This is a genomic window from Nonomuraea sp. WAC 01424, assembly GCF_003947315.1.
Taxonomy (GTDB): Bacteria; Actinomycetota; Actinomycetes; order Streptosporangiales; family Streptosporangiaceae; genus Nonomuraea; species Nonomuraea spiralis.
This window is the reverse complement of record NZ_QHHZ01000001.1, coordinates 778,300-805,118: the sequence shown is the minus strand read 5'-3', so window position 1 is coordinate 805,118 and position 26,819 is coordinate 778,300. Positions and strand designations below refer to the sequence as shown.

Below are 26,819 nucleotides of genomic sequence, written 5' to 3'. Positions count from 1 at the left end.
CCACCTGAGGCCCTCCGGCGTTTAGTGACCTTACCGTTATGTCGAACTATTGCTGACTGTGATGTTTCGCTAGATATCCTGCTTTTTGATCGCCGTTCCGCGTCATGACTTTTCGCGGCGTAAGACGGTCTTTTACCATTGCGGGGGTCTTCTCCTACCGGGGTTTCCGGGCCCTCGTTCAGTGCGAACGGAGGGTAATGGGCAAGTACCTGCTGCGCAGGTTGGCGATCAATCTGATCCTGGTCGCGATCGCGGCCAGCCTGGCCTACATGCTCGCCGCGACGACCATGAACCCTCGCGGTGCGTACGAGGGCCGCCAACCTCCTGTCGCCGAGGAAGTCATCGACGCCACGCTCGACGCCTACAACCTCAACGACAAGACGCCCGTCCTGGAGCGCTACGCGACCTGGGCCAAGGGTGTCGTCACCGGGGACTTCGGCAAGACCTGGAACGGCGGTTCGGTCAACGACGAGATGGGCCGCCGGATCTTCGTCAGCCTCCGGCTGCTGCTGGTCGGCACGATCCTGGGCTTCGTCCTGGGGGTGGCGCTGGGCGCCTACTCGGCGGTCAAGCAGTACCGGATAAGCGACCGGGTGATCGGGGTCGGCTCGTTCGTGATCATGGCGGTTCCGGTGTTCGTGCTGGCCACCCTGCTCGCGATCGGCGCCTACAACCTCAACCGCGGGCTCGGCTTCACGCTGATCGAGTTCACCGGCGAGTACAACCCCAAACTGTCGGGCTGGGACCAGTTCGCCAACCGGCTGAACCACCTGATCCTGCCGACCATCTCGCTCAGCCTGGGCTCGATCGCCTTCTACAGCCGCATCCAGCGCAACATGATGCTCGACGTACTGGGCCAGGACTTCGTCCGCACCGCGATGGCCAAGGGCCTGCGGCGCAGGACCGCCCTGTTCAAGCACGCGCTGCGCACCGCGCTGATCCCCTCGGCCACGTACTTCGCCTTCGCCTTCGGGACCATGCTCACCGGCGCCACCTTCACCGAGAAGATCTTCGCCTGGAACGGCATGGGCGCCTGGCTGGTCGACTCGATCAACCAGAACGACGTGAACTCGGTCGCCGCGGTCAGCATGTTCGCCTCCGTCTGCGTCCTGTTCGCCGGCTTCCTGTCGGACCTGCTGGTGGCGGCCCTCGACCCTCGAGTGCGGGTGAGCTAAGTGCGTTCCAAGGTTGTTCTCGGGCGGATGCTGCGCAACAGGCAGGCCCGCTACGGCATCATCGCCCTCCTGCTGCTGGTGGCCCTCGCCTACATCGGCCCCTTCTTCGGCGCCTACGACTGGACGGACAAGGACTTCCTCGCCTTCCTGTCGGCCCCGTCGTCCGACCACTGGTGGGGCACCACCACGATCGGCCAGGACATGTACGCCGTCACCCTGCGCGGCATGCAGAAGTCGATCATCATCGGCCTCCTCGTGGCGCTGATCTCCACCGGCCTGGCGGCCGTGGTGGGCGCGTTCGCGGGGTACTTCGGCGGCTGGGTGGACCGCGTCCTCATGTGGGGCGTGGACCTGCTCCTCGTCCTGCCCAGCTTCCTGATCATCGCGATCGCCTCGCCGCGCCTGCGCGGCGCCTCCTGGCTCTGGTTCGTGGTCCTGCTGGCGGCGTTCGCCTGGATGATCACCTCCAGGGTGGTGCGCAGCATGACGCTCTCGCTCCGTGAGCGCGAGTACGTGCAGGCGGCCGTCTACATGGGCATCCCCCGCTGGAAGATCATTTTCCGGCACATCGTGCCGAACCTGTCCTCCTTGCTGATCATCGACGCGACGCTCAACGTCAGCGGCGCGGTGATCGGCGAGGCCGCGCTGTCCTTCTTCGGCTTCGGCATCCAGCCGCCCGACGTCTCTCTCGGCACGCTGATCGCCGAAGGCTCCCGCAACGCCACCGGCTACCCCTGGCTGTTCGCCTTCCCCGCCGGGCTCCTGGTGCTGCTGGTCCTCAGCATCAACCTGATCGGAGACGGCCTGCGCGACGCACTCGACCCGGGGAGCAACTCATGAGCATCCTGGAGGTCCAAGACCTCACCGTGACGTTCCCGGGCGGCATCGAGGCCGTACGCGGCGTCAGCTACGAGGTCGCCCGCGGCGAGGTCCTCGGCATCGTGGGCGAGTCCGGTTCGGGCAAGTCCGTGACGTCCCTGGCGATCATGGGCCTGCTGCCGCGCAACGCCCAGATCAGCGGCTCGGTCAAGCTGCACGGCCAGGAACTGATCGGGATGAAGGAAGAGGACCTGGTCAAGGTCCGCGGCAAGTCGATCAGCATGATCTTCCAGGACCCGCTGTCGGCCTTCACGCCCGTCTACACGATCGGCGACCAGATCTCCGAGGCCCTGCGCATCCACCAGAAGCTGGGCAAGGACAAGGCCGCCAAGCGCGCCGTGGAGCTGCTCGACCTGGTCGGCATCCCGCACCCGGGCGTACGGGCCAAAGCGTTCCCGCACGAGTTCTCCGGCGGCATGCGGCAGCGCGCGATGATCGCCATGGCCATCGCCAACGACCCCGACCTGCTGATCTGCGACGAGCCGACCACCGCGCTCGACGTGACCATCCAGGCCCAGGTGCTGGAGGTGCTCAAGACCGCCCAGCGTGAGACGGGCGCCGGCATCGTCATGATCACGCACGACCTGGGCGTCGTCGCGGGCATGGCCGACAGGGTGCTGGTCATGTACGCCGGCAAGCCGGTCGAGCAGGGGCACGTCGACGACATCTACTACCGGCCGCGGATGCCGTACACGATGGGGCTGCTCGCCTCGATCCCCAGGATCGACGGCGAGGAGGGGCCGCTGGTGCCGATCGAGGGCAACCCGCCCTCGCCGGCCTCGCTGCCGCCGGGCTGCCCGTTCGCGCCGCGCTGCCCGATGAAGATCGACTCGTGCGACGACGAGGAGCCGCCGCTCACCGACGTCGGCGGCGGCAGGCACGTGGCCTGCATCCGCTCCCGCGAGATCGAGTACAAGGGCCTGACCGGGGCCGACGTGTTCCCGGTGCCGGTCATCCCGGTCAGCGAGGTGGTTCGCGTGCCGCGCGAGCAGCGCGCGACCGTGCTGGAGCTCGACAACCTCATCCGGCACTACCCGCTGATGAAGGGCGCGGTGTTCAAGCGCCGCGTCGGCACCGTGCACGCCGTGGACGGCATCAGCTTCGACATCGCCGAGGGCGAGACGCTGGCCCTGGTCGGCGAGTCGGGCTGCGGCAAGACCACGACGCTGCAGCAGATCATGCAGCTGGCGCCGCCGCAGAGCGGCCGGATCGTCGTGCTCGGCCAGGACAGCGCCAAGCTCGGCCCGGCCGGGCGCAAGGCACTCCGTGGCGACCTGCAGATCGTCTTCCAGGACCCGATGGCGGCGCTCGACCCGCGCATGCCGGTCGGCGACATCATCGCCGAGCCGCTGCGCGCCCACGGGCGTACGAACGTCAAGGAGCGGGTCGCCGAGCTGCTCGAACTGGTGGGCCTGGCGCCGGAGTACGCCGAGCGCTACCCGCAGAGCTTCTCCGGCGGCCAGCGCCAGCGCATCGGCATCGCCCGCGCGCTGGCCCTGGAGCCGAAGCTGCTCGTCCTCGACGAGCCGGTCTCGGCGCTGGACGTGTCCATCCAGGCCGGCGTCATCAACCTGCTGGACGAGCTGAAGAACACGCTGGGGCTGTCGTACCTGTTCGTGGCGCACGACCTGGCCGTGGTCCGGCACCTGGCCGACCGCGTCGCGGTCATGTACCTCGGCAGGATCGCCGAGATCGGCACGGTCGAGGAGGTCTACGACCGCCCCGCGCACCCCTACACGCAGGCGCTGCTGTCAGCGATCCCGCTGCCCGACCCCGAGATGGAGCGCACGCGCAAGCGGATCCTGCTCGAAGGCGACCTGCCCAGTCCGGCCGACCCGCCATCGGGTTGCCGGTTCCGTACGCGCTGCCCCAAGTTCGCCCTGCTCACCGAGGCCGAACGCCGGCGCTGCGTGGACGAAGAGCCCTCGGTTGCCCGGCTCGCGAACGCCGTCGACCACGGCGCCGCCTGCCACTACGCGGAGGAAGTCGAGGTCATCACGGCCTCGGACGATCAGGAGGAAAAGTGAAGGTTCGTTACCGGGCGGCGGCGGGAATCGCCGTCCTCGCCATGGCCGCGGCGGCTTGTGGCGGTGGTGGCGGCGAGGCCAAGAAGCCGAGCGCCGAGCAGTCGCAGCAGGCTCAGCAGCAGATGTCGGAGACCCCGGGCATCTCGATCAACCCCGTCGCGTACGAGCAGGTCAAGGACGGCGGCACGCTCACCCTCTCGGTCGGCCAGTGGCCGAGCCAGTGGAACGGCAACCACGTCGACGGCAACCAGCGCGACACGGCGGACATGCTCGACTCGCTGATGCCGCAGCTGATGCTCGCCGACTCCGAGGCCAACTTCAAGGCCAACCCCGACTACCTCACCGACGTCAAGATGGACCTGTCGTCGGGCAAGCAGGTCATCACCTACACGCTGAACGACAAGGCCCAGTGGTCGGACGGTACGCCGATCACCTGGAAGGACCTTGAGGCGGCGTGGAAGGCCAACAGCGGCAAGGACAAGAAGTTCAAGCCGGCCTCCACCGACGGCTGGGACCGCATGGAGTCGGTCACCAAGGGTGACACCGACAAGGTCGCCATCGTGACGTACGGCAAGAACTACCCCGAGTGGCAGGGGCAGTTCTCCCGCTCGCCGCACCTCTACCCGGCCTCCCACATGGAGACTCCGGAGAAGTACGAGAAGGACTACCTGCAGAAGATCCCGGTCACCTCCGGGCCCTTCAAGGTCGAGAGCATCGACGAGGGCACCAAGACCCTGACCGTGGTGCGCGACGACAAGTGGTGGGGCCGCAAGGCCAAGCTCGACAAGGTCATCTACCGCACCATCGAGACGCCCGCCGCGCAGGTGAACGCCTTCGCCAACGGCGAGCTCGACGCGGTGGAGATCCCGCCGGGCAGCCCCGCCGACCTCAAGCGGGCCAAGGAAGTCCCGAACGTGGACGTCCGCAAGGCGCTCAGCCCGAACTGGCGGCACATCACCGTCAACAACCAGAGCCAGTTCCTGAAGGACAAGTCGGTCCGCCAGGCCGTCGCGTACGCGATCAACCGTGACGTGATCACGCAGTCCGACCTCAAGGACATGGACTGGCCGCTGCAGACGCTGGGCAACCACGTCTTCATGAACAACCACAAGGCGTACGTCGACAACTCCGGCGACCTGGGCAAGTACAACCTGCCCAAGGCCAAGGAACTGCTCGACGCGGCCGGCTGGAAGCTCGAGGGCGACGTCCGCAAGAAGGACGGCAAGGAGTTCTCGCTGAACTTCGTCGTCCCGGCGGGCCTGCCGTACGCCAAGACCGAGGGTGAGCTGACCCAGGCCATGCTCAAGGAGGCCGGGATCAAGCTGACGATCCGCCCGGTCCCCGATGACAAGTTCTTCACCGACTTCATCATCAAGGGCGACTTCGACCTGGTGCCGTTCTCCTGGATCGGCACGCCGCTGCCCCTCGGCGGCCTGCCGCAGATCTACAAGTCGGGCTCCGAGTCCAACTTCCCGAAGGGCAGCGACCCGGCGCTGGACGCCGCGATCGACGCCGCGGTCAGCGAGATGGACCCGACCAAGGCGTATGAGCTGGCCAACGCCGCCGACAAGCTGATCTGGGACCAGGTGCACACCATCCCGCTGTACCAGCGTCCTGACATCCAGGCGACCAAGAAGACGCTGGCCAACTACGGTTCCTTCGGGTACCAGGCCCGCGACTACACGGCGGTCGGCTTCACCGGCTGATCCTCGTAGCTGCGCGAAAACCCCCGGCCGGGCTCCGGCCGGGGGTTTTCGGCATGATTCGCCCCACATGTGGGTAACTGTTCACTTATGGACGACGACTATGGGATCTTCGGCCCCGAGTCGGTGACCTGGCGCGTGATGGGGGAGCCGATCCAGCTCGTCGGCGGCTTCCGCGCCCTGCTCATGCAGGGGCTGCATCCCAGGGCGATGCGCGGCGTGTTGCAGAACTCGGCGCTGCTCGACCCGGCCGAGGCGTGGGCGCGCTTCCTGCGTACCAGCGAGTTCGTCCGGGTGCGCACGTACGGCACACACGCCGAGGTGGAACGGGCCGGCCGCCGGGTGCGTAAAATCCACGCCACGCTGACCGCCCGCGACCCCGACACCGGCGAGACCTATCACCTCGACGACCCCGAAGCCCTGCGCTGGGTGCACGTCGGCGAGGTCGACTCCTACCTGACGGTCGCCCGCCGCGCGGGTGTGCGCCTGTCCGACGCCGACGCCGACAGGTTCGTGGCCGAGTGGCGGCGGGCCGCCGAGGTCGTGGGCCTGAGCGCGGACGGCGTGCCCGGCTCGGTGGCCGAGCTGCGCGACTACATCGCCGCCCGGCGCCCGGAGCTGCGCCTCGTGCCCGAGGCCGCCCATCCGCTGCGGTTGTCGCTGCACACCCCGCTGCCCGGCGCGCTGTCCGCGCTGCGCCCGGCGGTGCCCGCGCTGACCGTGCTGGCGCTGGCCACCCTGCCGCGCTGGGCCCGCCGTCTGTACGGCCTGCCCGCCACGCCCGTCGGCGACCTGTGGGCCTCCACCACGCTGCGCGCCCTGCACACCGGCATCGGCCTGATCCCCGCCCAGGTCCGCTACGCGCCTTCGGCCCGCCGGGCGCGCAAGCTCATGGCCGCGTAAAGCGAGCGCTTGCTCAAAAGCACGGGGGCGGTCGCATTTCCCGTACGCGGCATGGCAAACTGGTACAAGAAGAGAGCTAGCGTGCTCCGGGGTCGGTGAAAGTCCGAACCGGCGGTTACAGTCCGCGACCCGGCCGATGCCATCGGCCGGTTGACCCGGTGAAATTCCGGGACCGACGGTTAAAGTCCGGATGGGAGGAAGCGCGCGAGGTGTCCGGCGTCCAGCCGGGCGCCTGTTGTGGTGCCGTGACGGCACCGTACAACCCCCCGGGGCCCGCCGTGGCTTGAAGCTACTGGCGAGTAGGAGACCCGGGTGGACACTTCAGCCGCCGATGCCGCGCACATGGCGCGTGCCGTCGAGCTGGCCGCGCGCGGACATGGCAGCACCAGCCCCAACCCCGTCGTCGGCTGCGTCGTGTTGTCGCCCTCCGGGCAGGTCGTGGGCGAGGGCTTCCACCCGTACGCGGGCGGGCCGCACGCCGAGGTCGTGGCGTTGGCGCAGGCGGGGGAGCGGGCACGGGGCGGCACGGCGTACGTGACGCTGGAGCCCTGCGACCACACCGGCCGCACCGGGCCGTGCAGCCAGGCGCTGCTGGCGGCGGGCGTGGCCCGCGTGGTGGTCGCCGTGGCCGACCCCAACCCCAAGGCCGCGGGCGGCGCGACACGCCTGCGGGCCGCCGGCGTGAGCGTGACGCGCGGCGTGCTGGCCGAGGCGGCCGAGCGGGTCAACGAGGAGTGGCTGACCTTCGCCCGGCTCGGCAGGTCGCACGTGACCTGGAAGTTCGCCGCCACCCTCGACGGGCGGTCGGCCGCCGCCGACGGCACCAGCCAGTGGATCACCTCGCCGCAGGCGCGGGCCGACGTCCACCGCCTGCGCGCCGCCTCCGACGCCATCGTGGCCGGCATCGGCACCGTGCTCGCCGACGACCCCCACCTCACCGCCCGCCTCCCCGAACCCGCGCCGCCCGCCGAGTCCGGTGCCGAGCCGGGAGCCGAGTCGGGTGACGGGGGAGCGCTGCTGGCCGGGAGCCCGCCGCTCGCCGCCCGTCCCCTGGGCGCCCGCCCGCCCCTGCGGGTCGTCGTGGACACCGAGGGCCGGACGCCGCCCGCGGCCCGTGTCCTCGACGACGAGGCGCCCACGCTGGTCGCCGTCGCCGACGACGCCGCCACCGGGCTCAAGGCCGGCCTGCTGCGCCTGCCCCGCCACGACGGCGGCCTCGACCTGGCCGCACTCCTGCGCGAGCTGGCCGCCCGCGAGGTGGTCAGCGTGTTCCTGGAGGGCGGCCCCACCCTCGCCGGCGCGTTCCTGCGGCAGGGCCTCATCGACCGCGTGGTCGCCTATCTCGCCCCCGCCCTCCTCGGGGAGGGCAGGGCCGCGCTCGGCCCGGCGGGCGTCCGGACGATCACCGGGATCCACCACCTCACCTTCGACGAGTTTTCCCCCATCGGGCCGGATCTGCGGTTGATCGCCCGGCCCGCTCCGCATCAAGGCAGGGAGAAGTGATGTTCACCGGAATCATCGAGGAGAAGGGCGAAGTCGTCGCCATCGAGCCGGCGGGCGGCGGCGCCCTGCTGTCCGTACGCGGCCCCCTCGTCACCTCCGACGCCGCCCACGGAGACTCGATCGCCGTCAACGGCGTGTGCCTGACGGTCGTGGAGGTCAGGGACGAGGTGTTCACCGTCGACGTCATCAGGGAGTCGCTCGACCGCAGCTCGCTCGGCGGCCTCACCGCGGGCTCGGCGGTCAACCTCGAACGGTCCGTACGCGCCGACCAGCGCCTCGGCGGGCACATCGTCCAGGGCCACGTGGACGGCACCGCCCGCCTGCTGTCCCGCGCCCCCGGCGAGAACTGGGACGACCTGCGCTTCTCCCTCCCCGGCCCGCTCAGCCGGTACGTGGCCGAGAAGGGCTCGATCGCCATCGACGGAATCAGCCTGACCGTCACGACGGTTGACGACGACAGCTTCGGCGTGAGTCTCATCCCGACCACGCTGAAGCTGACCACGATGGGCGACCGCCAGGTGGGTGACGTGGTGAACATCGAGGTCGACGTGATCGCCAAGTATGTGGAGAGGCTGGTGGGCACCCGATGAGCTGGGTGGACGCATCGATTGACATCTTCGGTCTGCCGGTGAAGTGGACCGACCTGCTCGGCAACGTCTTCGCCCTCGCCACGGTGGCGTTCGCGATGCGCAAGTCCCTGTGGACGTGGCCGGTGCAGTTCACCGGCTCGGTGTTGCTGTTCCTGGCCTCGATCAGCGCGCACGTCACCGGCAACGCGCTCAAGCAGGCCCTGTTCGCCGCGCTGGCGATCTACGGGTGGTGGAGGTGGCGGCGCGGCACCCAGGAGCACGCCCTGACCGTCCGGCCGGCGACCAGCCGCGAGCGGACGACGATGATCGCGGCGCTCGCGGTGGGCACCGTGCTCGTGACCGTGTTGTTCAAGACGTTCGACCTGTCGTGGTACCCGGGCGCGCCGCTGGGCGTGGTGGCCTCCGACGCCTACATCTTCGTCGGCGGCGCGGTCGCCACGTGGGCGCAGGGCCGGGCCCTGGTCGACTTCTGGATCGTGTGGGTGCTGGTCGACCTGGTGGGCGTGCCGGTCGCGTTCAAGTCCGGTCTGTACGTCTCCGGCGCCGTCTACGGCGTCTTCTTCGTCATGGTCCTGGCGGGCTTCGTCAAGTGGCTGCGCGAGTACCGCGCCGCCCGTCCCGAACTGGTGGCAGCCGTATGAACGACATCCAGCTCGACCCGATCGAGCGCGCGATCGAGGACATCCGCGCCGGCCGGCCCGTCGTGGTCGTGGACGACGCCAACCGCGAGAACGAGGGCGACCTGATCTTCGCCGCCCAGAAGGCCACGCCGGAGTTGTGCACGTTCCTGATCCGGCACACCAGCGGCATGATCTGCGTGGCCATGGAGGGCAAGGAGCTCGACCGGCTCGGGCTGCCCCTCATGGTGTTCCAGAACCGCGAACGCCTGCGCACCGCGTACACGGTCACCGTGGACGCCCGCGACGGCGTCACCACCGGCATCTCCGCCGCCGACCGCGCCAGGACCATCCGCACCCTCGCCGACTCGGCCACCGAGCCCAACGAGCTGGTACGGCCCGGCCACGTCTTCCCGCTGCGCTACCAGGAGGGCGGCGTGCTGGCCCGGCGCGGCCACACCGAGGCGGCCGTGGACCTGGCCAGGCTCGCCGGGTTGTCGGGGGCGGGGGCGCTGGCCGAGGTGGTCAACGACGACGGCACGATGGCCAGGCTGCCCCAGCTCCGCCGCTTCGCCGACGAGCACGGCCTGGCGCTGGTCTCCATCGAGCAGCTCGTCGACCACCGCCGCCGGGCCGAGAGCATGGTCACCAGGGTCGCCGAGACCCGGCTGCCCAACGCGTACGGCATGTGGCGGGCCTACGGCTACGCCAGCGCCCTCGACGGCGGCGAGCACGTCGCGCTCGTCTACGGCGACCTCGGCGACGGGGACAACATCCTGGTCAGGGCCCACTCCGAGTGCCTGACCGGCGACGTGTTCGGCTCGCTGCGCTGCGACTGCGGCGTGCAGCTCGACCACGCGATGGGCGCGATCGCCGAGGAGGGCCGCGGCGTCGTCGTCTACCTGCGCGGCCACGAGGGCCGTGGCATCGGCCTGCTGGCCAAGCTCAAGGCGTACAGTCTGCAGGACAACGGCAGCGACACCGTCGACGCCAACGTCGAGCTCGGGCTGCCGGTGGACGCCCGCGAGTTCTCCAACGCCGGGCAGATCCTCGCCGACCTCGGCGTGCGCTCGGTGCGCCTGCTCACCAACAACCCGGCCAAGCTCAAGGGCATGGACGGCTACGGCATCAAGGTGCTCGGCCGCGAGCCCATGCCCGTGGCCATGAACCCGCACAACGAACGGTACCTGGAGGCCAAGCGCGACCGGCTCGGCCACGACATCTCCTCCAGCGTCCCGCACGAGATCCCGCGCGAGATTCCGGAGGCGTCATGAGTGGAGAAGGCCGTCCCGGCGCGGTCGCGGTGGACGCGGCGGGCCTGGTCGTGGGCGTGGTGGCGGCGAGCTGGCACGCCGAGATCACCGACCAGCTCGTGGCGCGGGCCGTGCAGGCGTGCGACGACAGCGGCGCCACCGCCACCGTCGTCCGCGTGGCCGGCTCGCTGGAGATCCCCGTCGTGGCCCAGGCGCTGGCCCGGCGCTGCGACGCGGTGGTCGCCCTCGGCGCGGTCATCAAGGGCGAGACCGCTCATTTCGAGTACGTCTGCGACTCGGTCACCAGCGGCCTGACCCGCATCTCGCTCGACGAGGAGACGCCCGTCGGCAACGGCGTGCTCACCTGCGAGACGATGGACCAGGCGCTCGACCGTTCCGGACTGCCCGGCAGCAAGGAGGACAAGGGCTACGAGTCGGCCATGGCGGCCCTGGAGACCGCACTCCTCCTGAGGGACCTCCACTGAGCTGCGGTAGGTTTCCCTCGTGCCCGAGCCCGTGACCTCACCGCCCCTGCCCGTGACCTGGCGTCCCAGCCGGGGCCGGATCGTGCCCTACGGCTTCGCCGTGCTGGTCGTGGCAGGGGCGGTCATCATGGCGATCTTCATCGCCGACCCGTTCAAGCTGCCCGACCGGATCGCGATCGTGGCCTTCGGCCTGGCGGTGGCGTACGTGCTCCACCTGCTGGGCCGGGTCCGCGTCGAGGCCGACGAACAGGGCCTGACCGTCGTCAACGCGCTGCGCGTCCACCGCTACACCTGGCCGGAGGTCATCGACGTGACCCTCCTGGTGGGCGACCCGTGGCCGAAGATCGACTTCTCCGACGGCCGGACGATCGGCGCCATGGGCATCCAGGGCTCGGAGAAGGCCCGTGCCCGGCGGGCCACGGCCGAGCTGGCCGCGCTGATCCGCGAGCGCGGCGAGGCGTCCGAATCCGGCGACCGACCCCTTTTCGGCTAGCGCGGCCCGCGCGGCCCGCGCGAGCCGATGTCGCCGGAGCGGGGTGGCGACGTAGCCTGAAGGCGTGCTGCGGCGGACAATCAGGGCAATGGACATCGAGTCGCCGGACAAGCTCATCGAGCTCCTCGACCGGCATGCCTACCTGGCCGACCGAGGGCTGGCCACGGCCGCCTTCCTGGCCTTGCGGATGGGACGGCCGCTGTTCCTGGAGGGGGAGGCGGGCGTCGGCAAGACCGAGCTGGCCAAGACCCTGGGAACGCTGCTCAAGGCCCCGCTGATCCGGCTGCAGTGCTACGAGGGCCTCGACGCGGCCCAGGCCCTGTATGACTGGGACTTCGCCCGCCAGCTCCTCCACCTCAAGGCCGCCGAGGCCGCCGGGATCACCGACGCCGCCCGGCTGGAGGGGGAGATCTACGACCGCCGCTTCCTGATCGCCCGCCCTCTGCTGAAGGCCGTCGAGACCCAGCCGAGCGTGCTGCTGGTGGACGAGATCGACCGCGCCGACGACGAGTTCGAGGCGTTCCTGCTCGAAGTGCTCTCCGACTTCACCATCACCATCCCCGAACTGGGCACGATCAGGGCCAGGACGCCCCCGGTGGTCGTGGTGACCTCCAACAGGACCCGCGAGGTGCACGACGCGCTCAAGCGGCGCTGCCTCTACCACTGGCTGGAGCACCCGAGCTTCGACCGCGAGGTCGCGATCCTGCTGCGCCGCCTGCCCGGCTGCACCGAGGAGCTGGCCACCCAGGTGGCGCGGACGGCCGAGCGGCTGCGGCAGGCCGGGCTGGTCAAGCCGCCGGGCGTGGCCGAGACGCTCGACTGGACCGAGGCGCTGCTCACGCTCGGCGCCAGGGAGCTCGATCCCGACCTGGCCGCGGCCACGCTGGGCGCGGCGCTGAAGTACCGCGAGGACATCGCCGCCGTCCTGGGCAACGGGCTGCTGTCGCATGGATGAGCTGGTCCGGACCGTGACGGGCTTCGTCAGGACGTTGCGCGCGGCGGGCGTGGGCGCCGACCACGAGCGTACGCAGAGCCTGCTCAAGGCCCTCGGCCACCTCGACGTCAACGACCAGGACGAGGTCTACTGGGCCGGCCGGCTCACCCTGTGCGCCACGCCCGACGACCTGCCCCGCTACGACCGCTGCTTCGCCGCGTACTTCGGGGGGCGGCGGGCGGCGGTGGCCCGTACCGGCACCACCAGCGTCACCAGGCACCTGGCGGCGGGCGACGGCGGCGACCTCGAGGGCGGCGAGGACAGCGCGGCGCCGGCCACGGCCAGCCGCGCCGAGGTGCTGCGGCACCGGGACGTGGCCCGGCTCACCGAGGCCGAGCGGGCCGAGGTGCACCGGATGCTGGCCATGCTCAGGAGCGGCCGGGCCGCGCGCCGCTCGCGCCGTTTCGAGCCGGCCCACCGGGGCGGGCTGGACCAGCGCCGCACCGTACGTGAGGCGCTGCGCAGCGGCGAGGTGGCCAGGCTCCGGCACCGGCGGCACACCACCAGGCCCCGGCGGGTGGTGTTGTTCGTGGACGTCAGCGGGTCGATGGCCCCCTACGCCGAGACCCTGCTGCGCTTCGCGCACGCGCTGGTCAGGAGCGAGCCGCGGGCCACGAGGGTCTACTCCGTGGGCACCCGGCTCACCGAGGTCACCGCCGAGCTGCGCCACCGCGACCCCGGCACGGCGCTGAACGAGGCGTCCAAGGCCATCCCCGACTGGAGCGGCGGCACCCGGCTCGGCGAGGAGTTCAAGGAGTACCTGGCCCGGCACAGCGCCCGGGGCGCGATCGTGGTGATCGCCTCCGACGGCTGGGAACGGGGTGACCCCGCGCTCCTGGGCGCCCAGCTCGCCAGGCTGTCCCGGCAGGCCCACCGGCTCATCTGGGTCAATCCACACAAGGGGTATGAGGACTACCGGCCGCTGACCGGGGGCATGCGGGCCGCCCTGCCGTACCTGGACGACCTGGTGGCCGGGCACAGCCTGGCCGCGTACGAGGAACTCAGCGAAAGGCTCGCCCATGCGTGACGTGCTCCCGGAGATCATGCGGTGGTGGAGGTCGGGGCTCAGGTTCGGGCTGGCGACCGTGGTGAGCACGTTCAGCAGCGCGCCGCGCCCGCCCGGGGCGGCGATGGCCGTACGCGGCGACGAGGTGGTCGGCAGCGTCTCCGGCGGGTGCGTCGAGGGCGCGGTCTTCGAGCTGGCCTCCGAGGCCGACGCGCCCGTCCTCCAGCGGTACGGGGTCAGCGACGACGACGCCTTCGCCGTCGGCCTGACCTGCGGCGGCATCATCGACATCCTGGTCGAGCCGGTCTCCATCGAGACCTTCCCCGAGCTGGGCGAGATCTGGGCGTCCGTCGAGGCCCACCATCCGGTCGCCGTCGCCACCGTCGTCGCCGGGCCCGGCACGATCGGCGCCCGCCGGATCGTCTGGCCCGACCGCTCCTCGGGCACGCTCGGGCTCGACCGCCTCGACGAGGCCGTCGACGACGACGCGCGCGGCATGCTCGCCCAGGGCCTGACCGGCATCAGGCACTACGGCGGGCACGGCGAGCGGCGGCTGGACGACCTGTCGGTGTTCGTCCAGTCGTTCGCGCCGCCGCCGCGCATGCTGGTGTTCGGGGCGATCGACTTCGCCGCGGCCGTGGCCAAGGTGGGCAAGTTCCTCGGCTACCACGTCACCGTCTGCGACGCCCGGCCGGTCTTCGCCACCGCCAAGCGTTTCCCCGAGGCCGACGAGGTGGTCGTCAAGTGGCCGCACGACTACCTGGCCTCGGTGCAGGTGGACGAGCGCACGGTGATCTGCGTGCTGACCCACGACCCCAAGTTCGACGTGCCGCTGCTGGAGGTGGCCCTGCGGACGCGGGCGGGCTACATCGGGGCCATGGGCTCGCGCCGTACGCACGAGGACCGGCTGGCCCGCCTGCGCGAGTCGGGGCTCACCGAGGACGAGCTGGCCCGGCTGAGGTCGCCCATCGGCCTCGACCTCGGCGCCCGTACGCCGGAGGAGACGGCCGTGTCGATCGCCGCCGAGCTGATCCAGCTCCGGTGGGGCGGCTCGGGCCGGCCGCTGTCGCGGACGGGCGGGCGCATCCACGGGGAGTCCGCGTGATCGCCGGCCTGCTGCTGGCCGCGGGGGAGGGCTCCCGGCTGGGCCGGCCCAAGGCGCTGCTGGAGCTCGGGGGCGAGCGGCTGGTGGACCGCGGCGTGCGCCTGCTGGAGGAGGGTGGCTGCCATCCCGTGGTGGTCGTGCTCGGCGCGGCGACCGTGCAGGTGCGCGGGGCGGTCACCGTGCGCAACCCGGACTGGCGCTCCGGCATGGGCTCCTCGCTGCGGGCCGGGCTCGCCGCGCTGCCGCCGGAGGCGGAGGCCGTGGTGGTCGCGCTGGTGGACCAGCCCCTCGTACGGGCCGGCGCGGTACGTGCCCTGAGGGAGTCGGGCGCCCGGCTGGCGGTGGCCACGTACGGGGGCCGGCGGCGGAACCCGGTGCTGATCGGGCGTGAGCACTTCGCCGGGGTGGCGGAACTGGCGGCGGGCGACGTGGGGGCTCGGCCGTACCTGAAGGCGCATCCCGAGCTGGTCACCGAGGTCGCCTGCGACGAGCACGGCGACCCGGCCGACATCGACACGCCACGCGACCTCGAAGCCGCCGCGGGAGCGCTGGAACCGCCCGGGACGCGCTAGAGGCGCAGGGAGGCGATGGCCGCGCGGTGGTCGCTGCCGGTCGCCGGGGCCACGCCCGCGCTGGTCGCCGTCATGCCCCTGAACAGAATGTGGTCGGGCCGGGTGATCGGGAACTCCGAAGGCCAGGTGAACCCGAACCCGTCGCCGGCGGCGCTCTGGGCGTCGGTCAGCGGCGGGGTCAGCCCGTGCATGCCGCGGTCGGTGGTGGCGGTGTTGAGGTCGCCGAGCAGCAGGACGCGCTTGCTGGGGTCGGCGTCGACGAGCTTGCGGGCGTGCGCCAGGGAGGCGTCGCGGGAGGCGGTGTGGCCGGGCCTGGCCGAGGCCAGGTGCATGACGTAGACGGTGACCTTGCCCTTGGGGGTGCTCACCACCGCGCGCAGCGCCCGCGGCCAGCCCATGCCGACGTCGAGCGGGCTGGTCTCGCTGACCGGGTAGCGGCTCCACAGGCCGACCGTGCTGACGGTGTAGTGGTAGCGGAACATCTTGTTGAGCTGCTTGGCCGCGGGGCCGCCGGGCGTCAGCTCCTGCGCGGCCAGCAGGCCGAGGTCCTCGGCGATGGCCTTGACCGCCTCGCCGGAGGCGCTGTTGCGCACGCCGACGTTGACCGTGCCGACGGACAGGTCGCTGGGGCCGCCGGGCGGCGTGGCCAGCACCGTCGAGCCGAACAGCGCCGCCCACACCAGGCCGGGCACGGCGGCCGCGAGCGCGGCCGCCCTGGAACGGGCCAGGACGGCGAGGAGCAGCAGCAGCGGCACCGCCAGCCCCATCCACGGCAGCAGGCTCTCCAGCACCGGCGTGAACCCGCCGAGAGCCGGGATCAGCTGATGTCCCGCCAGGGTCAGGGCGACCACTGCGGAGACGATGACGACGACCCGGCTCAGCACCCGAACCAGGCTAGTGCTTCGCCGTGCGACACGCCGACACGCTAACCTGTTGACGTCGCAACGGAACAACATTCGGTTCATCGGGAGCCCGGCATGCGCATCGGTATGGCACTCAACTACTCGGGCGGCTTCAAGGAGACGGTCGCCGAGCTGGCCGACTACGAGAAGGCCGGCCTCGACATCGTCTTCGTCGCCGAGGCGTACAGCTTCGACGCCGTCAGCCAGATGGGGTACATCGCGGCCAAGACCGAACGCGTGCAGATCGCCTCGGGCATCCTGCCGATCTACTCCCGTACGCCGACGCTGCTGGCCATGACCGCCGCGGGCATGGACTTCGTCTCCGACGGGCGTTTCACGCTGGGCATCGGGACCTCGGGGCCGCAGGTCATCGAGGGCTTCCACGGGGTGCCGTACACCGCGCCGATCGGGCGTACCCGCGAGGTCATCGAGATCTGCCGCAAGGTGTGGCGGCGTGAGCGGCTGGAGCACGCCGGCCGCAACTACACCGTGCCGCTGCCCGCCGGCGAGGGCACCGGCCTGGGCAAGCCGCTCAAGATCATCAACCACCCGGTACGACCGCGCATCCCGATCGTGGTCGCCGCCATCGGCCCCAAGAACGTCGAGATGACCGCCGAGCTGGCCGAGGGCTGGGAGCCGATCTTCTACTACCCGGAGAAGGCCGCCGAGGTGTGGGGGCCCGCGCTGGCCGCCGGCAAGGCCAGGCGCGACCCCCAGCTGGGCGAGCTCGACGTGATCGCCCAGGCGACGCTGGCGATCGGCGACGACGTGGCCGGGCTGCGCGACTTCGGCCGGGCGATGGCGGCCCTCTACATCGGCGGCATGGGCGCCAAGGGCAAGAACTTCTACAACGACCTGGCCAGGCGCTACGGCTACGAGAAGGAGGCCGAGCAGATCCAGGACCTCTACCTGGAGGGCAAGAAGGACGAGGCCGCCGCGCTGGTGCCCGCCGAACTGCTGGAGAACATGTCGCTGATCGGCAGCGAGGGGTTCGTCCGCGACCGGATCCAGGCGCTGAAGGAGTCGGGGGTGACGACGCTCAACGTGGCGCCGCTGGGGCGTACCCATGAGGAGCGCGTCCGGCTGCTGGAGACGGTCAAGGAGCTGGCGGGCTGACGCCGGACGGCTCCGGAAGGGTGTGACGCACGTCACAATGCGCAGGGGAATATGCCCCGATTCGCATGGTGTTGTACGTCCCTGTGAGGTTCTCCGTGGTGATCGTGCGGCTCGTCGAGCGTCTGCACGTGGATCTGTGCCGTCTGCACGGATCCCTCTGTCGCTGACCAGCGCGTCCCCAGACCCCCCTTCCTCACCCGCATGCCCCCTTCGCTTTGGCATGCCTGACTTCCGGAGCCTTCCTCCCGTGAAGAGATTCACCTTCTCCCTTCAGCTTCTGCTCGGTCTCGTGGCCGGCATCGCCCTGGGGTTCGTCGCCAAGATCTGGGACGTGGCCTGGCTGGCCGAGACGCTGACCCAGGTCGGCAAGCTCTTCGTCCAGCTGCTCAAGCTGGCCGTGCCGCCGCTGGTGTTCACCGCCGTACTGGTCAGCGTGGCCAACCTGCGCAACGTCAACGGCGCCGCCCGGCTGGCCTCCAAGACCCTGATGTGGTTCCTCATCACCGCGTTCGTCTCGGTCGCGTTCGCGATCGGGCTCGGCCTGATCATCAACCCCGGCCAGGGCGTCACCCTCGACACCGGCGCCGCCAAGGCAGTGGACACCGAGGGCGCCGGCACCTGGCTCGACTTCGTCACCGGCATCCTGCCCACCAACATCGTCACGGCCTTCACCGAGGTCAACGTCCTCCAGATCGTCTTCCTGGGAGTCGTGCTCGGCGCGGCCGCCCTGGCGGTGGGGGAGAAGGCCGAGCCGTTCCTCAACCTCAGCCGTTCGATCCTCGAGCTGGTGCAGAAGGCCCTGTGGTGGGTCATCCGCCTGGCCCCGATCGGCACCGCCGGCCTCATCGGCAAGGCCGTGTCCACCTACGGCTGGGACCTGCTGGCCCCGCTGGCCAAGTTCAGCGTCGGCGTGTACGTCGGCTGCTTCATCGTCCTGCTGGCCGTCTACCCGACCCTGCTCGCGGTCTGGGGCAAGGTCAACCCGATCACGTTCTTCCGCAACGCCTGGCCCGCCATCGAGCTGGCCTTCGTCTCCCGTTCCTCGGTCGGCACGCTGCCCCTGACCCAGCGCGTCACCGTCGAGCGCAACGGCGTGGACCGCGACTACGCCTCCTTCGCGGTGCCCTTCGGCGCCACCACCAAGATGGACGGCTGCGCCTCGGTCTACCCGGCGCTCGCCGCGATCTTCGTGGCCCAGGTGTTCGGCGTGCACCTCGGGGTGGGGGACTACCTGCTGATCGCGTTCGTCTCGGTCGTCGGCTCGGCCGCCACGGCCGGACTGACCGGCGCGATCGTCATGCTGACGCTCACGCTGAGCACGCTGGGCCTGCCGCTTGAGGGCGTCGGCCTGCTGCTGGCGATCGACCCGATCCTCGACATGATCCGTACCGCGACCAACGTCGCGGGCCAGATGGTCGTCCCGGTCCTGGTGGCCCGCTCGGAGGGCCGCCTGGACGAGGCGGTGTTCAACGCGCCGCCGCAGCCGCTCGACGACGCCCCCGTCGCCGTGCGCGCGCCGCGCGGGCCGGAGCCGGCGACGGCCTGAGCGAGTTCTCCGCCAAGAGTTCTCCGCTGTGTTTTTCCGCTGAGGGCGGGTGGCCGTACGGCCACCCGCCCTCAGTCGTAGGTCAGCAGGTCACCCGGCTGGCAGCCGAGCGCCTCGCACAGGCGCGTCAGCGTGGAGAAGCGGATGGCCTTGGCGTGGCCGTTCTTGAGTATCGACAGGTTCACGACGGTGATCTCGACCTTCTGCGACAGCTCGGTGAGCGTCATGCCGCGCTGGGCGAGCAGTTCGTCCAGGCGTACCCGGATGGCGCGTCCGGGCATCAGATCGTGGCCTCGACCTCGTCGAGCATGACCACGCCCCGGCGGACGATCTCCGAGACCCCGAGCGCGCACAGCCCCGCCACGAGGGCCACGAGCGTCCCGCCCGGCGGCGGGTCGAACATCTGACCGGTCATCAGCAGCATGCCGGAGAGTATCGCCTGCGCCACCGTGCCGGACACCGCCGACACGAGCGAACCGGCGATCAGGATCCAGCCCAGCCGCCGCAGGTGCCCGGCCGTCGTCGCGGAGAACAGCGCCCGGTCGCCCGAGCGTGCCCTGCGCAGCGCGCGGACCACGGTGAACAGCGCGAGCAGCCCGGTCGCCGTGGGCGGCGCCCATTGCAGGAGGTAGAACAGCGCCGCCGCGGGCGAGGCCCCCACGGGACGTACGGTCACCTCCGCCGCGGCGCTGACGATCTCCGCGCCCGGCACCGGGAGCACGGGCACCGGCACGTCGTGGACGTGCAGCGGGATACCGATCCCGGTGGCCGTGCCGAAGAAGGCGATCATGACGGTGGCGCCCAGGGCGGTGAGCGCGCCCAGACAGCCGAGTACGAGGCCGAGGCTCAACACGATCTCGAGCCGGTTGATCCACTTCGTTGCCATAACGATAATCGTAAATAACGATAGTCGTTATGTCGAGGGGTGGGCGGCGACGCGTGGCGCGGCGCGCGAAGTGTGGATCATGGGGCGGCGAGGGGTCGGAGGGGCCTATGGTGGGTCGGAAATAGCCCAATATTCGAGTTTTTGGCGGGGATATGTCCGACGCTACGCCTTCGATGGTCGCCGACCGGTACCGGCTTGACGAGCTCATCGGCAGCGGTCCGATGGGTGAGGTGTGGCGGGCCTACGACACGCGCGCCGACTGGGTCGTGGCCGTGAAGGTCCTGGGCGCGGGGGCGGCCGGCGAGGCCGCCAGGGAGGCGCTCAAGCAGCACGCCCAGACGGTGGCCAGGGTGATCCACCCCAACGTGGCCATGGTCCTCGACGTGGGCGACCAGGACGGCACGCCCTTCCTCGTGACCGAGTTCCTCACCGGGACCAGCGTGGGCGAGGACCTGGCGGCCGAGGGGCCCTTGAAGATCGTCGAGGTGTGCGACCTGGTGGGCCAGGCGGCGGCGGGGCTGGAGGCCGCGCACCGCGCCGGGGTCTTCCACGGGCAGATCGACTCCGGCAGCTTCCGCCGGGCGGCCAGCGGCGTGCTGAAGGTGGTCGGGTTCGGGCTCCCGGACGAGGAGCCGTCCCAGGCCGAACGCCGCTACCTCGCCCCCGAACGGTCCGCCGGCCGCCCCGCCTCCGCCGCCGCCGACCTGTACGCCCTCGGCGCCGTCTGCTACGAACTCCTCACCGGCCGCCCACCCGGCGCCACCCCGGACCTGCCGGTGACCGGCATGCGAGCCACCCCCGCCGCCCCCGCGGAAGCACCTGGGGGCCCGGAGCCGGCGCCCGGTGGCGGCGCGCAGGGGATCGTCCCGCCCAGCGCGTTGCGGCCCGAGGTGCCCGCCGAGCTGGACCGGCTCGTCCTCGCCATGCTCGCGCCCGACCCCGCCAGGCGTCCCACCAGCGGCGAGACGATCCGCCGCGCCCTGGCGGCCATCGCCCGGCCCGGCGCGGCCCCGGGCGCGCCCCCGACGGGCGGCCACCCCGCCGCGACGCCCGGCGGCCGCCCCGGCGACACCGAGGTGTACGCCTTCGCCAACGCCCCCCGCGCCGGCGACACGGCCCTGTACGAGGCCGCCGACCTGGACCCCGCCCCCGCCCCCGCGCCCGCGCGCAACAAGCTGCTCCTCCAGATGGGCGTCGCCGTGGCCGCCATCGCCGCGGTGACGATCGCGATGGTGTTGTGGGCGGGCTCCCGCGAGGAGACCCCGGTGGCCGTTCAGTCCCCGAGCGCGACCCCCAGCGCCGTCCTGTCCCCGGACATCACCTTTACCGCCGGCCCGGCCCCCGAGCAGCCCGACCCCACCCCCACCGACCTCACCCCGGGCGACACCGCCACCAGCCTGGTCGCCACCGTCGCTCCCAAGGCGACCCTGGACGCCGGGCAGGCCCCGCCCGGCGGCTGGGACCACTGGCTGGTGGAGTTCGACAAGACGCTGACGGCCCAGGAGCAGATCGGCGACATCCACCCCAAGGTGGCCGAGAAGGCCCACGACAAGCTCAGGAAGGCCGCCCGCAAGCTCCAGGAGGGCGGTCTGGGGCCCGCCCGCGGCCAGATCGCCGGCGTCTACAAGGACCTGCGCCACGCCCAGCAGAAGGGCGAGGCCCCGCTCTCGGGCCCGCTCGCCTCGTTCCTGGACGACTTCGTGCTCGCCTGATCGGGGGGTGGGTGAGGGGCGCGGGCGCGCGTACATTGGCGGGATGACCATCGACTACCCGGCGCGCCGGGCGCGGCTGGCCGCGGCGCTCCCGGCGTACCAGGTGCCCGCGCTCCTCGTCACCAACCCGGTCAACGTCCGCTACCTCACCGGGCTGGTCAGCTCGAACGCCGCCGTCCTGGTCGGGGCCGACGGCACGGCCCTGCTGGCGACCGACAACCGCTACATCGACAAGACCCGCGCCCTCGGTCTGCCCGCGGTCGAGGCCCCCGACGTGGTCGGCCGGCTGGCCGCGCCGAGCGTGGGCATCGAGGCCGCCTCCATGAGCGTGGCCACCTTCCGCCGCCTGGGCGAGGGCCTGGTGCCACTGGGCCCGGTGGTCGAGGAGCTGCGCGCGGTCAAGGACGAGGCGGAGCTCGACCTCATCCGCACCGCCTGCGCCATCACCGACCAGGCCTTCGCCGACGTACTGCCGAGGATCGCGCCCGGCCTCACCGAGCGGGCCGTGGCCCGGCTCCTCGACAACCGGATGACCGAGCTGGGGGCCGACAAGCCGGCGTTCGACACGATCGTCGCCGCCGGCGAGAACGGCGCGATCCCGCACCACGCCCCCACCGACCGTGAGCTGCGCGCCGGCGACCTGGTCACGATGGACTTCGGCGCCCGCTACCACGGCTACCACGCCGACATGACCAGGACGGTCTGCCTCGGCGCGCCCGCCGCCTGGCAGCGCGACCTCTACGACCTGGTGGCCCGCGCCCAGCGGGCCGGCCGGCACGCCCTGGCCCCGGGAGCCGAGGCCAAGGAGGTCGACGCCGCCGCGCGCGGGCTGATCGAGGCCGCGGGCCGCGGCGGCCACTTCAGGCACGGCCTGGGACACGGCGTCGGCCTGGAGATCCACGAGGACCCGTTCCTGGGCCCCTCCAGGACCGCTAGACTAGAGGATCGAGTTCCGATCACTGTCGAGCCCGGGATCTACCTCCCGGAGCGGGGCGGGGTTCGCATCGAGGACACTCTCGTGACCCGTGAGGGCGGCCCGGAACTTTTCACCAAGACCACCAAGGAGCTGCTCGTCCTTTAGAGCGGCCACACGCGGGAGAGAACGAGTGGCGACGACCAACGACCTCAAGAACGGCATGGTGCTGAAGCTCGAGGGCGGTGAGCTCTGGAGCGTTGTCGAGTTCCAGCACGTCAAGCCGGGCAAGGGCGGCGCGTTCGTGCGCACCAAGCTCAAGAACGTCCTCTCCGGCAAGGTCGTCGACAAGACCTTCAACGCCGGCGTGAAGGTCGACGTGGCCAACGTCGACAAGCGCGAGATGCAGTACTCCTACAAGGACGGCGACGACTTCGTCTTCATGGACACCGAGACCTACGACATGGTCAACGTGCCCTCCCGGACCGTCGGCACCGCCGCCAACTACATGCTGGAGAACACCCTCGCCACGATCGCCTTCAACGAGGGCTCCGCGCTCTACGTCGACCTGCCCGCGGCCGTCGAGCTGACCATCTCCAACACCGAGCCCGGCCTTCAGGGCGACCGCTCCACCGGCGGCACCAAGCCCGCCACGCTGGAGACCGGCGCCGAGATCAAGGTGCCGCTGTTCATCACCACCGGTGAGAGGGTCAAGGTCGACACCCGCAGCGGCGAATACCTCGGCCGGGCCTGAGGTGTCTGCACGCGGCAAAGCACGCAGACGCGCCCTTGACATCCTCTTCGAGGCGGAGCTGCGCTCGGAGGACCCGCTGAGGATCCTCGCCGAGCGCGTCGAGCGGCAGGAGCCGCCGGTCAACGAGTACACCTCGGCCATCGTCGAGGGCGTGGCCCGCCACCACGCCCGCATCGACGAGCTGATCACCACCTACTCCGAGGGCTGGACGCTCGACCGCATGCCCGCCGTCGACCGCAACCTGCTGCGCGGCGGCACGTACGAGCTGCTGTGGATGCCCGGCGTGCCCGAGGGCGTGGTCATCAGCGAGTGGGTGCACCTGGCGGGCGAGCTGTCCACCGACGAGTCGCCGCAGTTCATCAACGGCCTGCTGGCCCGGTTCAAGCAACTCAAGCCAAGCCTCACCCTTTAGACAAAGGTCGCGAAGGCCGTTTCGGGGTACGTTCCAGTCATACGGCCCGTACGCCTCGCGAGAGGCGAGGCCCCGGCCGCGGGGCCACCGGCCAGTCCGGGGAAGCGGCGCGTCACCAGCCGCGACGCGCCCTTTTCCGGACCCTCGTCCCCGTGTGAGCATCGACGCATGGTGACGGAAGACGAGGTGCGCGCCACCGCCCTGGCGCTGCCCGAGACCGCCGAGAAGCCCATGTACGGCACGCCCGCCTTCTACGTCCGCGGCAGATGGTTCGCCCGGATGCGCGAAGAGGGCGACGTGCTCGTCGTGCCGGTGGGCGGCGAGGAGCACAAGCAGGAGCTGATCGCCGCCGACCCCGGCGCGTTCTTCACCACGCCCCACTACGACGGCCATGCCGTGGTCCTGGTGCGCCTCGCGGCGGTCGAGGCCGACGAACTGGCCGAGCTGCTGACCGACGCCTGGCGGCTGCGGGCGCCGAAGAGGGTGGTGGCGGCGTTCGACGGTTAGGGTCTGGCCTGCGGGCGGGCGCGCGTACCGCGTAGGCTGGGCCCGTCCGCACAGGGCGAGGGCCGCCCGCGGAGGAGAGAGAGGCGAGCCGACGTTGCGAGCAGAAGGCGTCACCACGAGGACCCCGGCGGCGCGCACCGCCGTCGTCTGGGACGCGTTGCGGTCGGTCCTGGCCGAGCGGGCGCGGGCCACCGGCCGTGACGCGCTCGACATCGTCGACGCCGGCGGGGGCACCGGCGGGTTCGCCGTGCCGCTGGCCGAGCTCGGCCACACCGTCACCGTCGTCGACCCCAGTCCCGACTCGCTGGCCGCGCTGGAACGCCGGGCCAAGGAGAAGGGCGTCGGCGTGCGCGGCCTGCAGGGCGACGCCGCCGACCTCGGCGACCTGCTCGACCGCGACTGCGCCGACCTGGTCCTGTGCCACAGCGTCCTCGAGTACGTCGACGACCCGATCGGCGCGCTGACCGCCGTGGCCCGGGTCCTGCGTCCGGGCGGGGCCGTCAGCGTGCTGGCCGCCAACCCCGTGGCCAGCGCGATCCACCGGGCGCTGGCCGGGCAGTTCGACGAGGCCAGGGCCGTGCTGGCCGACCCGGGCGGCACGTGGGGCGACCGCGACCCCACGCCCCGGCGCTTCACCGCCGAGGCACTGTCGGAGCTGCTGACCGTCACGGGCTTCGCCGTCGGCGCCGTCCACGGCGTACGCGTCTTCGCCGACCTGGTGCCCAGCAGGCTCGTCGACGGCGAGCCGGGCGCGGCCGACGAGCTCGTGGCGCTGGAGCAGGCCGCCGCCGTCCACCCCGTGCTGCGGGACGTCGCCACCCAGGTCCATGTCCTCGGCCACCGCGCCTAGACTGGAACGCCTGTTCGGATAGACTCGGAAGAGTGTCCCGCAAGCAGATCACAGGCATCGGCCCCGCGCCGCGGACCGGGGCCGATGACAGCGGCTGCCCGATTCTCCACGTCGACATGGACGCCTTCTTCGCCAGCGTCGAGCTGCTGGATCGGCCGGAGCTGCGGGGCCGCCCGGTGATCGTCGGCTCGCCGGCCGGGCGCGGCGTCGTGCTGAGTGCCACCTACGAGGCCAGGGCCTTCGGCGTGCACTCGGCGATGCCGATGAGCCGTGCGCGCCGGGTGTGCCCGCAGGCGACGATCATCCCGCCCAGCCACGGCAAGTACTCCGAGGTCTCCCGGGGCGTCATGGAGATCTTCCATTCGATCACCCCGCTGGTCGAGCCGATCGCCTCCGACGAGGCGTTCCTCGACGTCGGCGGCGCCCGGCGCCGGCTGGGGCCGCCCGCGGCGATCGCCGCCATGATCAGGGAACAGGTGCTCGACCGCTACGGCATCACGTGCTCGGTGGGGGTGGCGAGCAGCAAATTCGTGGCAAAGCTGGCCTCCAAGCAGTGCAAGCCCGACGGGCTGCTGGTGGTGCCCGAGACGCAGGTGGTCGACTTCCTCCATCCGCTGCCGGTCTCGGCGTTGTGGGGGGTGGGGGAGCGTACCGAGCAGTCCCTCGTACGGCTCGGCATCCGCACGGTGGGCGACCTGGCCAGAGTCCCCCTGAACACGCTCCAGCGCGAGCTGGGGCAGGCCGTCGGCGGCCATCTGGCGGCGCTGGCCTGGGGGCGCGACGAGCGTCCGGTGACCGCGCACGTGCCCGACAAGAGCATCGGCAACGAGGAGACCTTCGCCGCCGACATCGACGACCCCGAGGTGATCCGGCGCGAGCTGCTGCGCCTGGCCGAGCGGGTGGCGGCCAGGATGCGTAAGGGCGGCCACGTGGGAAGAACTGTAAGTGTGAAGCTGCGCCGGGCCGATTTCACCACGATCACCCGGTCGCGCACCCTGCGGGAGCCGACCGACGTGGCCCAGGTGATCTACGCCACCGCCTGCGAGCTGTTCGAGGCCGCCGGTCTCGAGCGCGTACGTCTGCGCCTGGTCGGGGTCAGGATGGAGAATCTCCGCCCGGCAGGTGAGGCCACCCGTCAGCTCAGTCTGGGCGAGCGGGAGACCGGCTGGCGCGAGGCCGAACAGGCGATGGACAAGGCGATCCGGAGATTTGGTCCCGATGCGGTGCTCCCAGCGTCGCTGGTACGTGGCAAGCTTGATGAAATAGAGACATGACGCCCATGTCCTACTTGATCGGTCAGTCGGGTAGGAGAAGGATGTCGCGATTTTGGGGAGAGGGGCGCGAGATGGTCCAGAATGGAGCCATGACGTCACCTCCGGTTTGGTCTGCGTTGGACGTTTGCTTTCGCCTACGTCTACAGCCTCGTATTCTGGGGATAACCGACCGCGAGGTTCGGACACCCCGTGTCGTCCGTTGCCGTCTTCCCCGTCCTGGGGCTGTCCTTGGGAGGCGCCGTGCCGCTCTCTGAGCACGAGCAGCGCTTGCTCGACCAGATCGAGCAGGCCCTCTACGCCGAGGACCCGAAGTGGGCCAACACCGTAAGGATCAGTGACCCGCGCAGCCATTACAAGCGTCGCCTGATCAAAGCCTCCATCGGCTTTGCCCTGGGCGTCGTCATCATGATGGTCGGCGTGGTCATGAGTCAGATCCCGCTCGGCGTCGGCGGTTTCGTGGTCATGCTCGCCGCGTGTCTGTGGGGTCTGTCCAGCTGGAAGCGCATGAACGGATTCGGCGACTCCCCGCCGGCCCCGGGCGCCGGTGGCACGGGCCGGCAGGCCAGGCGCGCCAACCGGGGCACCTTCATGGAGCGCATGGAAGAGCGCTGGCGCCGTCGTCACGACGAGCGCTGACCCGCT

At 71.1% G+C, this 26,819-nt stretch carries 28 protein-coding genes and 1 riboswitch; of the genes, 25 read left to right on the top strand and 3 right to left on the bottom strand.

Annotation, left to right across the window (positions count from 1 at the left end; genetic code table 11):
• The first annotated feature begins 197 nt into the window (after positions 1 to 197).
• From DMB42_RS03790 to DMB42_RS03720, 15 genes are all read left to right on the top strand, one after another.
• Positions 198 to 1,175 (top strand): ABC transporter permease, encoded by a 978-nt coding sequence (locus DMB42_RS03790; RefSeq protein WP_125630547.1) that lies wholly within the window; start codon positions 198 to 200, stop codon positions 1,173 to 1,175.
• On the top strand, positions 1,176 to 2,015 hold the full coding sequence (locus DMB42_RS03785) for an ABC transporter permease (protein ID WP_229824028.1): 840 nt from the start codon (positions 1,176 to 1,178) through the stop codon (positions 2,013 to 2,015).
• Complete coding sequence (locus tag DMB42_RS03780) at positions 2,012 to 4,081, top strand: ABC transporter ATP-binding protein (protein ID WP_125630545.1); 2,070 nt, start codon at positions 2,012 to 2,014, stop codon at positions 4,079 to 4,081. Before DMB42_RS03785 ends, DMB42_RS03780 begins: the two co-directional genes overlap by 4 nt.
• Complete coding sequence (locus tag DMB42_RS03775; RefSeq protein WP_125630543.1) at positions 4,078 to 5,787, top strand: ABC transporter family substrate-binding protein; 1,710 nt, start codon at positions 4,078 to 4,080, stop codon at positions 5,785 to 5,787. Before DMB42_RS03780 ends, DMB42_RS03775 begins: the two co-directional genes overlap by 4 nt.
• 87 nt (positions 5,788 to 5,874) lie before the next feature.
• A complete protein-coding gene (locus DMB42_RS03770; protein ID WP_125630541.1) occupies positions 5,875 to 6,687 on the top strand; it encodes an oxygenase MpaB family protein in 813 nt (270 codons plus the stop codon).
• Between the two features lie 77 nt (positions 6,688 to 6,764).
• Positions 6,765 to 6,895, top strand: a riboswitch (FMN riboswitch).
• Between the two features lie 104 nt (positions 6,896 to 6,999).
• Positions 7,000 to 8,190, top strand: coding sequence for a bifunctional diaminohydroxyphosphoribosylaminopyrimidine deaminase/5-amino-6-(5-phosphoribosylamino)uracil reductase RibD (gene ribD / locus DMB42_RS03765; RefSeq protein WP_260477458.1), 1,191 nt, complete (start codon positions 7,000 to 7,002; stop codon positions 8,188 to 8,190).
• Positions 8,190 to 8,780 (top strand): riboflavin synthase, encoded by a 591-nt coding sequence (locus tag DMB42_RS03760; protein WP_125630539.1) that lies wholly within the window; start codon positions 8,190 to 8,192, stop codon positions 8,778 to 8,780. The genes ribD and DMB42_RS03760 overlap by 1 nt, the downstream gene beginning before the upstream one ends.
• On the top strand, positions 8,777 to 9,421 hold the full coding sequence (locus tag DMB42_RS03755; RefSeq protein WP_125630537.1) for a nicotinamide mononucleotide transporter family protein: 645 nt from the start codon (positions 8,777 to 8,779) through the stop codon (positions 9,419 to 9,421). Before DMB42_RS03760 ends, DMB42_RS03755 begins: the two co-directional genes overlap by 4 nt.
• Entirely contained in the window at positions 9,418 to 10,671 is a 1,254-nt protein-coding gene (locus tag DMB42_RS03750) for a bifunctional 3,4-dihydroxy-2-butanone-4-phosphate synthase/GTP cyclohydrolase II (RefSeq protein ID WP_125630535.1), read from the top strand. Before DMB42_RS03755 ends, DMB42_RS03750 begins: the two co-directional genes overlap by 4 nt.
• The gene (ribH, locus tag DMB42_RS03745) at positions 10,668 to 11,135 is read left to right on the top strand and encodes a 6,7-dimethyl-8-ribityllumazine synthase (protein WP_125630533.1); all 468 of its coding nucleotides are present in this window, start codon (positions 10,668 to 10,670) and stop codon (positions 11,133 to 11,135) included. The genes DMB42_RS03750 and ribH overlap by 4 nt, the downstream gene beginning before the upstream one ends.
• 19 nt (positions 11,136 to 11,154) lie before the next feature.
• The gene (locus DMB42_RS03740; protein WP_185844446.1) at positions 11,155 to 11,628 is read left to right on the top strand and encodes a PH domain-containing protein; all 474 of its coding nucleotides are present in this window, start codon (positions 11,155 to 11,157) and stop codon (positions 11,626 to 11,628) included.
• An 88-nt stretch (positions 11,629 to 11,716) separates the two neighbouring features.
• Positions 11,717 to 12,583 (top strand): MoxR family ATPase, encoded by an 867-nt coding sequence (locus DMB42_RS03735; RefSeq protein WP_125630531.1) that lies wholly within the window; start codon positions 11,717 to 11,719, stop codon positions 12,581 to 12,583.
• Complete coding sequence (locus DMB42_RS03730) at positions 12,576 to 13,649, top strand: VWA domain-containing protein (protein ID WP_125630529.1); 1,074 nt, start codon at positions 12,576 to 12,578, stop codon at positions 13,647 to 13,649. Before DMB42_RS03735 ends, DMB42_RS03730 begins: the two co-directional genes overlap by 8 nt.
• Positions 13,642 to 14,733 (top strand): XdhC/CoxI family protein, encoded by a 1,092-nt coding sequence (locus tag DMB42_RS03725; RefSeq protein ID WP_125630528.1) that lies wholly within the window; start codon positions 13,642 to 13,644, stop codon positions 14,731 to 14,733. The genes DMB42_RS03730 and DMB42_RS03725 overlap by 8 nt, the downstream gene beginning before the upstream one ends.
• Complete coding sequence (locus DMB42_RS03720) at positions 14,733 to 15,305, top strand: NTP transferase domain-containing protein (protein ID WP_125631210.1); 573 nt, start codon at positions 14,733 to 14,735, stop codon at positions 15,303 to 15,305. The genes DMB42_RS03725 and DMB42_RS03720 overlap by 1 nt, the downstream gene beginning before the upstream one ends.
• On the opposite strand, the gene DMB42_RS03715 is transcribed toward DMB42_RS03720, so the two are convergent.
• Entirely contained in the window at positions 15,302 to 16,189 is an 888-nt protein-coding gene (locus DMB42_RS03715; RefSeq protein WP_125630526.1) for an endonuclease/exonuclease/phosphatase family protein, read from the bottom strand. The two genes, DMB42_RS03720 and DMB42_RS03715, sit on opposite strands and share 4 nt — an antisense overlap.
• A gap of 93 nt (positions 16,190 to 16,282) precedes the next feature.
• On the opposite strand from DMB42_RS03715, the gene DMB42_RS03710 reads away from it, so the two are divergent.
• Together DMB42_RS03710 and DMB42_RS03705 are read left to right on the top strand one after the other, a co-directional pair.
• Positions 16,283 to 17,323: an LLM class F420-dependent oxidoreductase gene (locus DMB42_RS03710; protein ID WP_125630524.1), complete on the top strand. Its 1,041-nt coding sequence runs from the start codon at positions 16,283 to 16,285 to the stop codon at positions 17,321 to 17,323.
• A 247-nt stretch (positions 17,324 to 17,570) separates the two neighbouring features.
• A complete protein-coding gene (locus DMB42_RS03705) occupies positions 17,571 to 18,869 on the top strand; it encodes a dicarboxylate/amino acid:cation symporter (RefSeq protein WP_185844444.1) in 1,299 nt (432 codons plus the stop codon).
• 71 nt (positions 18,870 to 18,940) lie between these two features.
• Here the strand turns inward: DMB42_RS03705 and DMB42_RS03700 are convergent, their stop codons facing one another.
• Entirely contained in the window at positions 18,941 to 19,150 is a 210-nt protein-coding gene (locus tag DMB42_RS03700; protein ID WP_125630520.1) for a helix-turn-helix transcriptional regulator, read from the bottom strand.
• Complete coding sequence (locus DMB42_RS03695; RefSeq protein WP_125630518.1) at positions 19,150 to 19,755, bottom strand: DUF2975 domain-containing protein; 606 nt, start codon at positions 19,753 to 19,755, stop codon at positions 19,150 to 19,152. The genes DMB42_RS03700 and DMB42_RS03695 overlap by 1 nt, the downstream gene beginning before the upstream one ends.
• A 152-nt stretch (positions 19,756 to 19,907) precedes the next feature.
• Here DMB42_RS03695 and DMB42_RS03690 point away from each other — a divergent pair, with 152 nt between their 5' ends.
• The 8 genes from DMB42_RS03690 to DMB42_RS03655 all read left to right on the top strand — a co-directional run bounded on the left by DMB42_RS03690 (position 19,908) and on the right by DMB42_RS03655 (position 26,813).
• On the top strand, positions 19,908 to 21,467 hold the full coding sequence (locus DMB42_RS03690) for a serine/threonine-protein kinase (protein WP_125630516.1): 1,560 nt from the start codon (positions 19,908 to 19,910) through the stop codon (positions 21,465 to 21,467).
• Between the two features lie 43 nt (positions 21,468 to 21,510).
• A complete protein-coding gene (locus DMB42_RS03685) occupies positions 21,511 to 22,548 on the top strand; it encodes a Xaa-Pro peptidase family protein (protein WP_125630514.1) in 1,038 nt (345 codons plus the stop codon).
• Positions 22,549 to 22,573: 25 nt separating this feature from the next.
• Positions 22,574 to 23,134, top strand: coding sequence for an elongation factor P (gene efp / locus DMB42_RS03680; protein WP_125630512.1), 561 nt, complete (start codon positions 22,574 to 22,576; stop codon positions 23,132 to 23,134).
• Between the two features lies 1 nt (position 23,135).
• Positions 23,136 to 23,546: a transcription antitermination factor NusB gene (gene nusB, locus DMB42_RS03675; protein ID WP_125630510.1), complete on the top strand. Its 411-nt coding sequence runs from the start codon at positions 23,136 to 23,138 to the stop codon at positions 23,544 to 23,546.
• Between the two features lie 168 nt (positions 23,547 to 23,714).
• Positions 23,715 to 24,053, top strand: a complete 339-nt coding sequence (locus tag DMB42_RS03670) for an MmcQ/YjbR family DNA-binding protein (protein WP_125630508.1) — start codon at positions 23,715 to 23,717, stop codon at positions 24,051 to 24,053.
• A 94-nt stretch (positions 24,054 to 24,147) separates the two neighbouring features.
• Positions 24,148 to 24,903 carry a methyltransferase domain-containing protein gene (locus DMB42_RS03665; RefSeq protein WP_125630506.1) on the top strand — a complete coding sequence of 252 codons (756 nt, stop codon included), beginning with the start codon at positions 24,148 to 24,150 and terminating at the stop codon, positions 24,901 to 24,903.
• Between the two features lie 32 nt (positions 24,904 to 24,935).
• Entirely contained in the window at positions 24,936 to 26,177 is a 1,242-nt protein-coding gene (locus DMB42_RS03660) for a DNA polymerase IV (protein WP_125630504.1), read from the top strand.
• Between the two features lie 240 nt (positions 26,178 to 26,417).
• Complete coding sequence (locus tag DMB42_RS03655) at positions 26,418 to 26,813, top strand: DUF3040 domain-containing protein (RefSeq protein ID WP_125630502.1); 396 nt, start codon at positions 26,418 to 26,420, stop codon at positions 26,811 to 26,813.
• Positions 26,814 to 26,819: the final 6 nt, after the last annotated feature.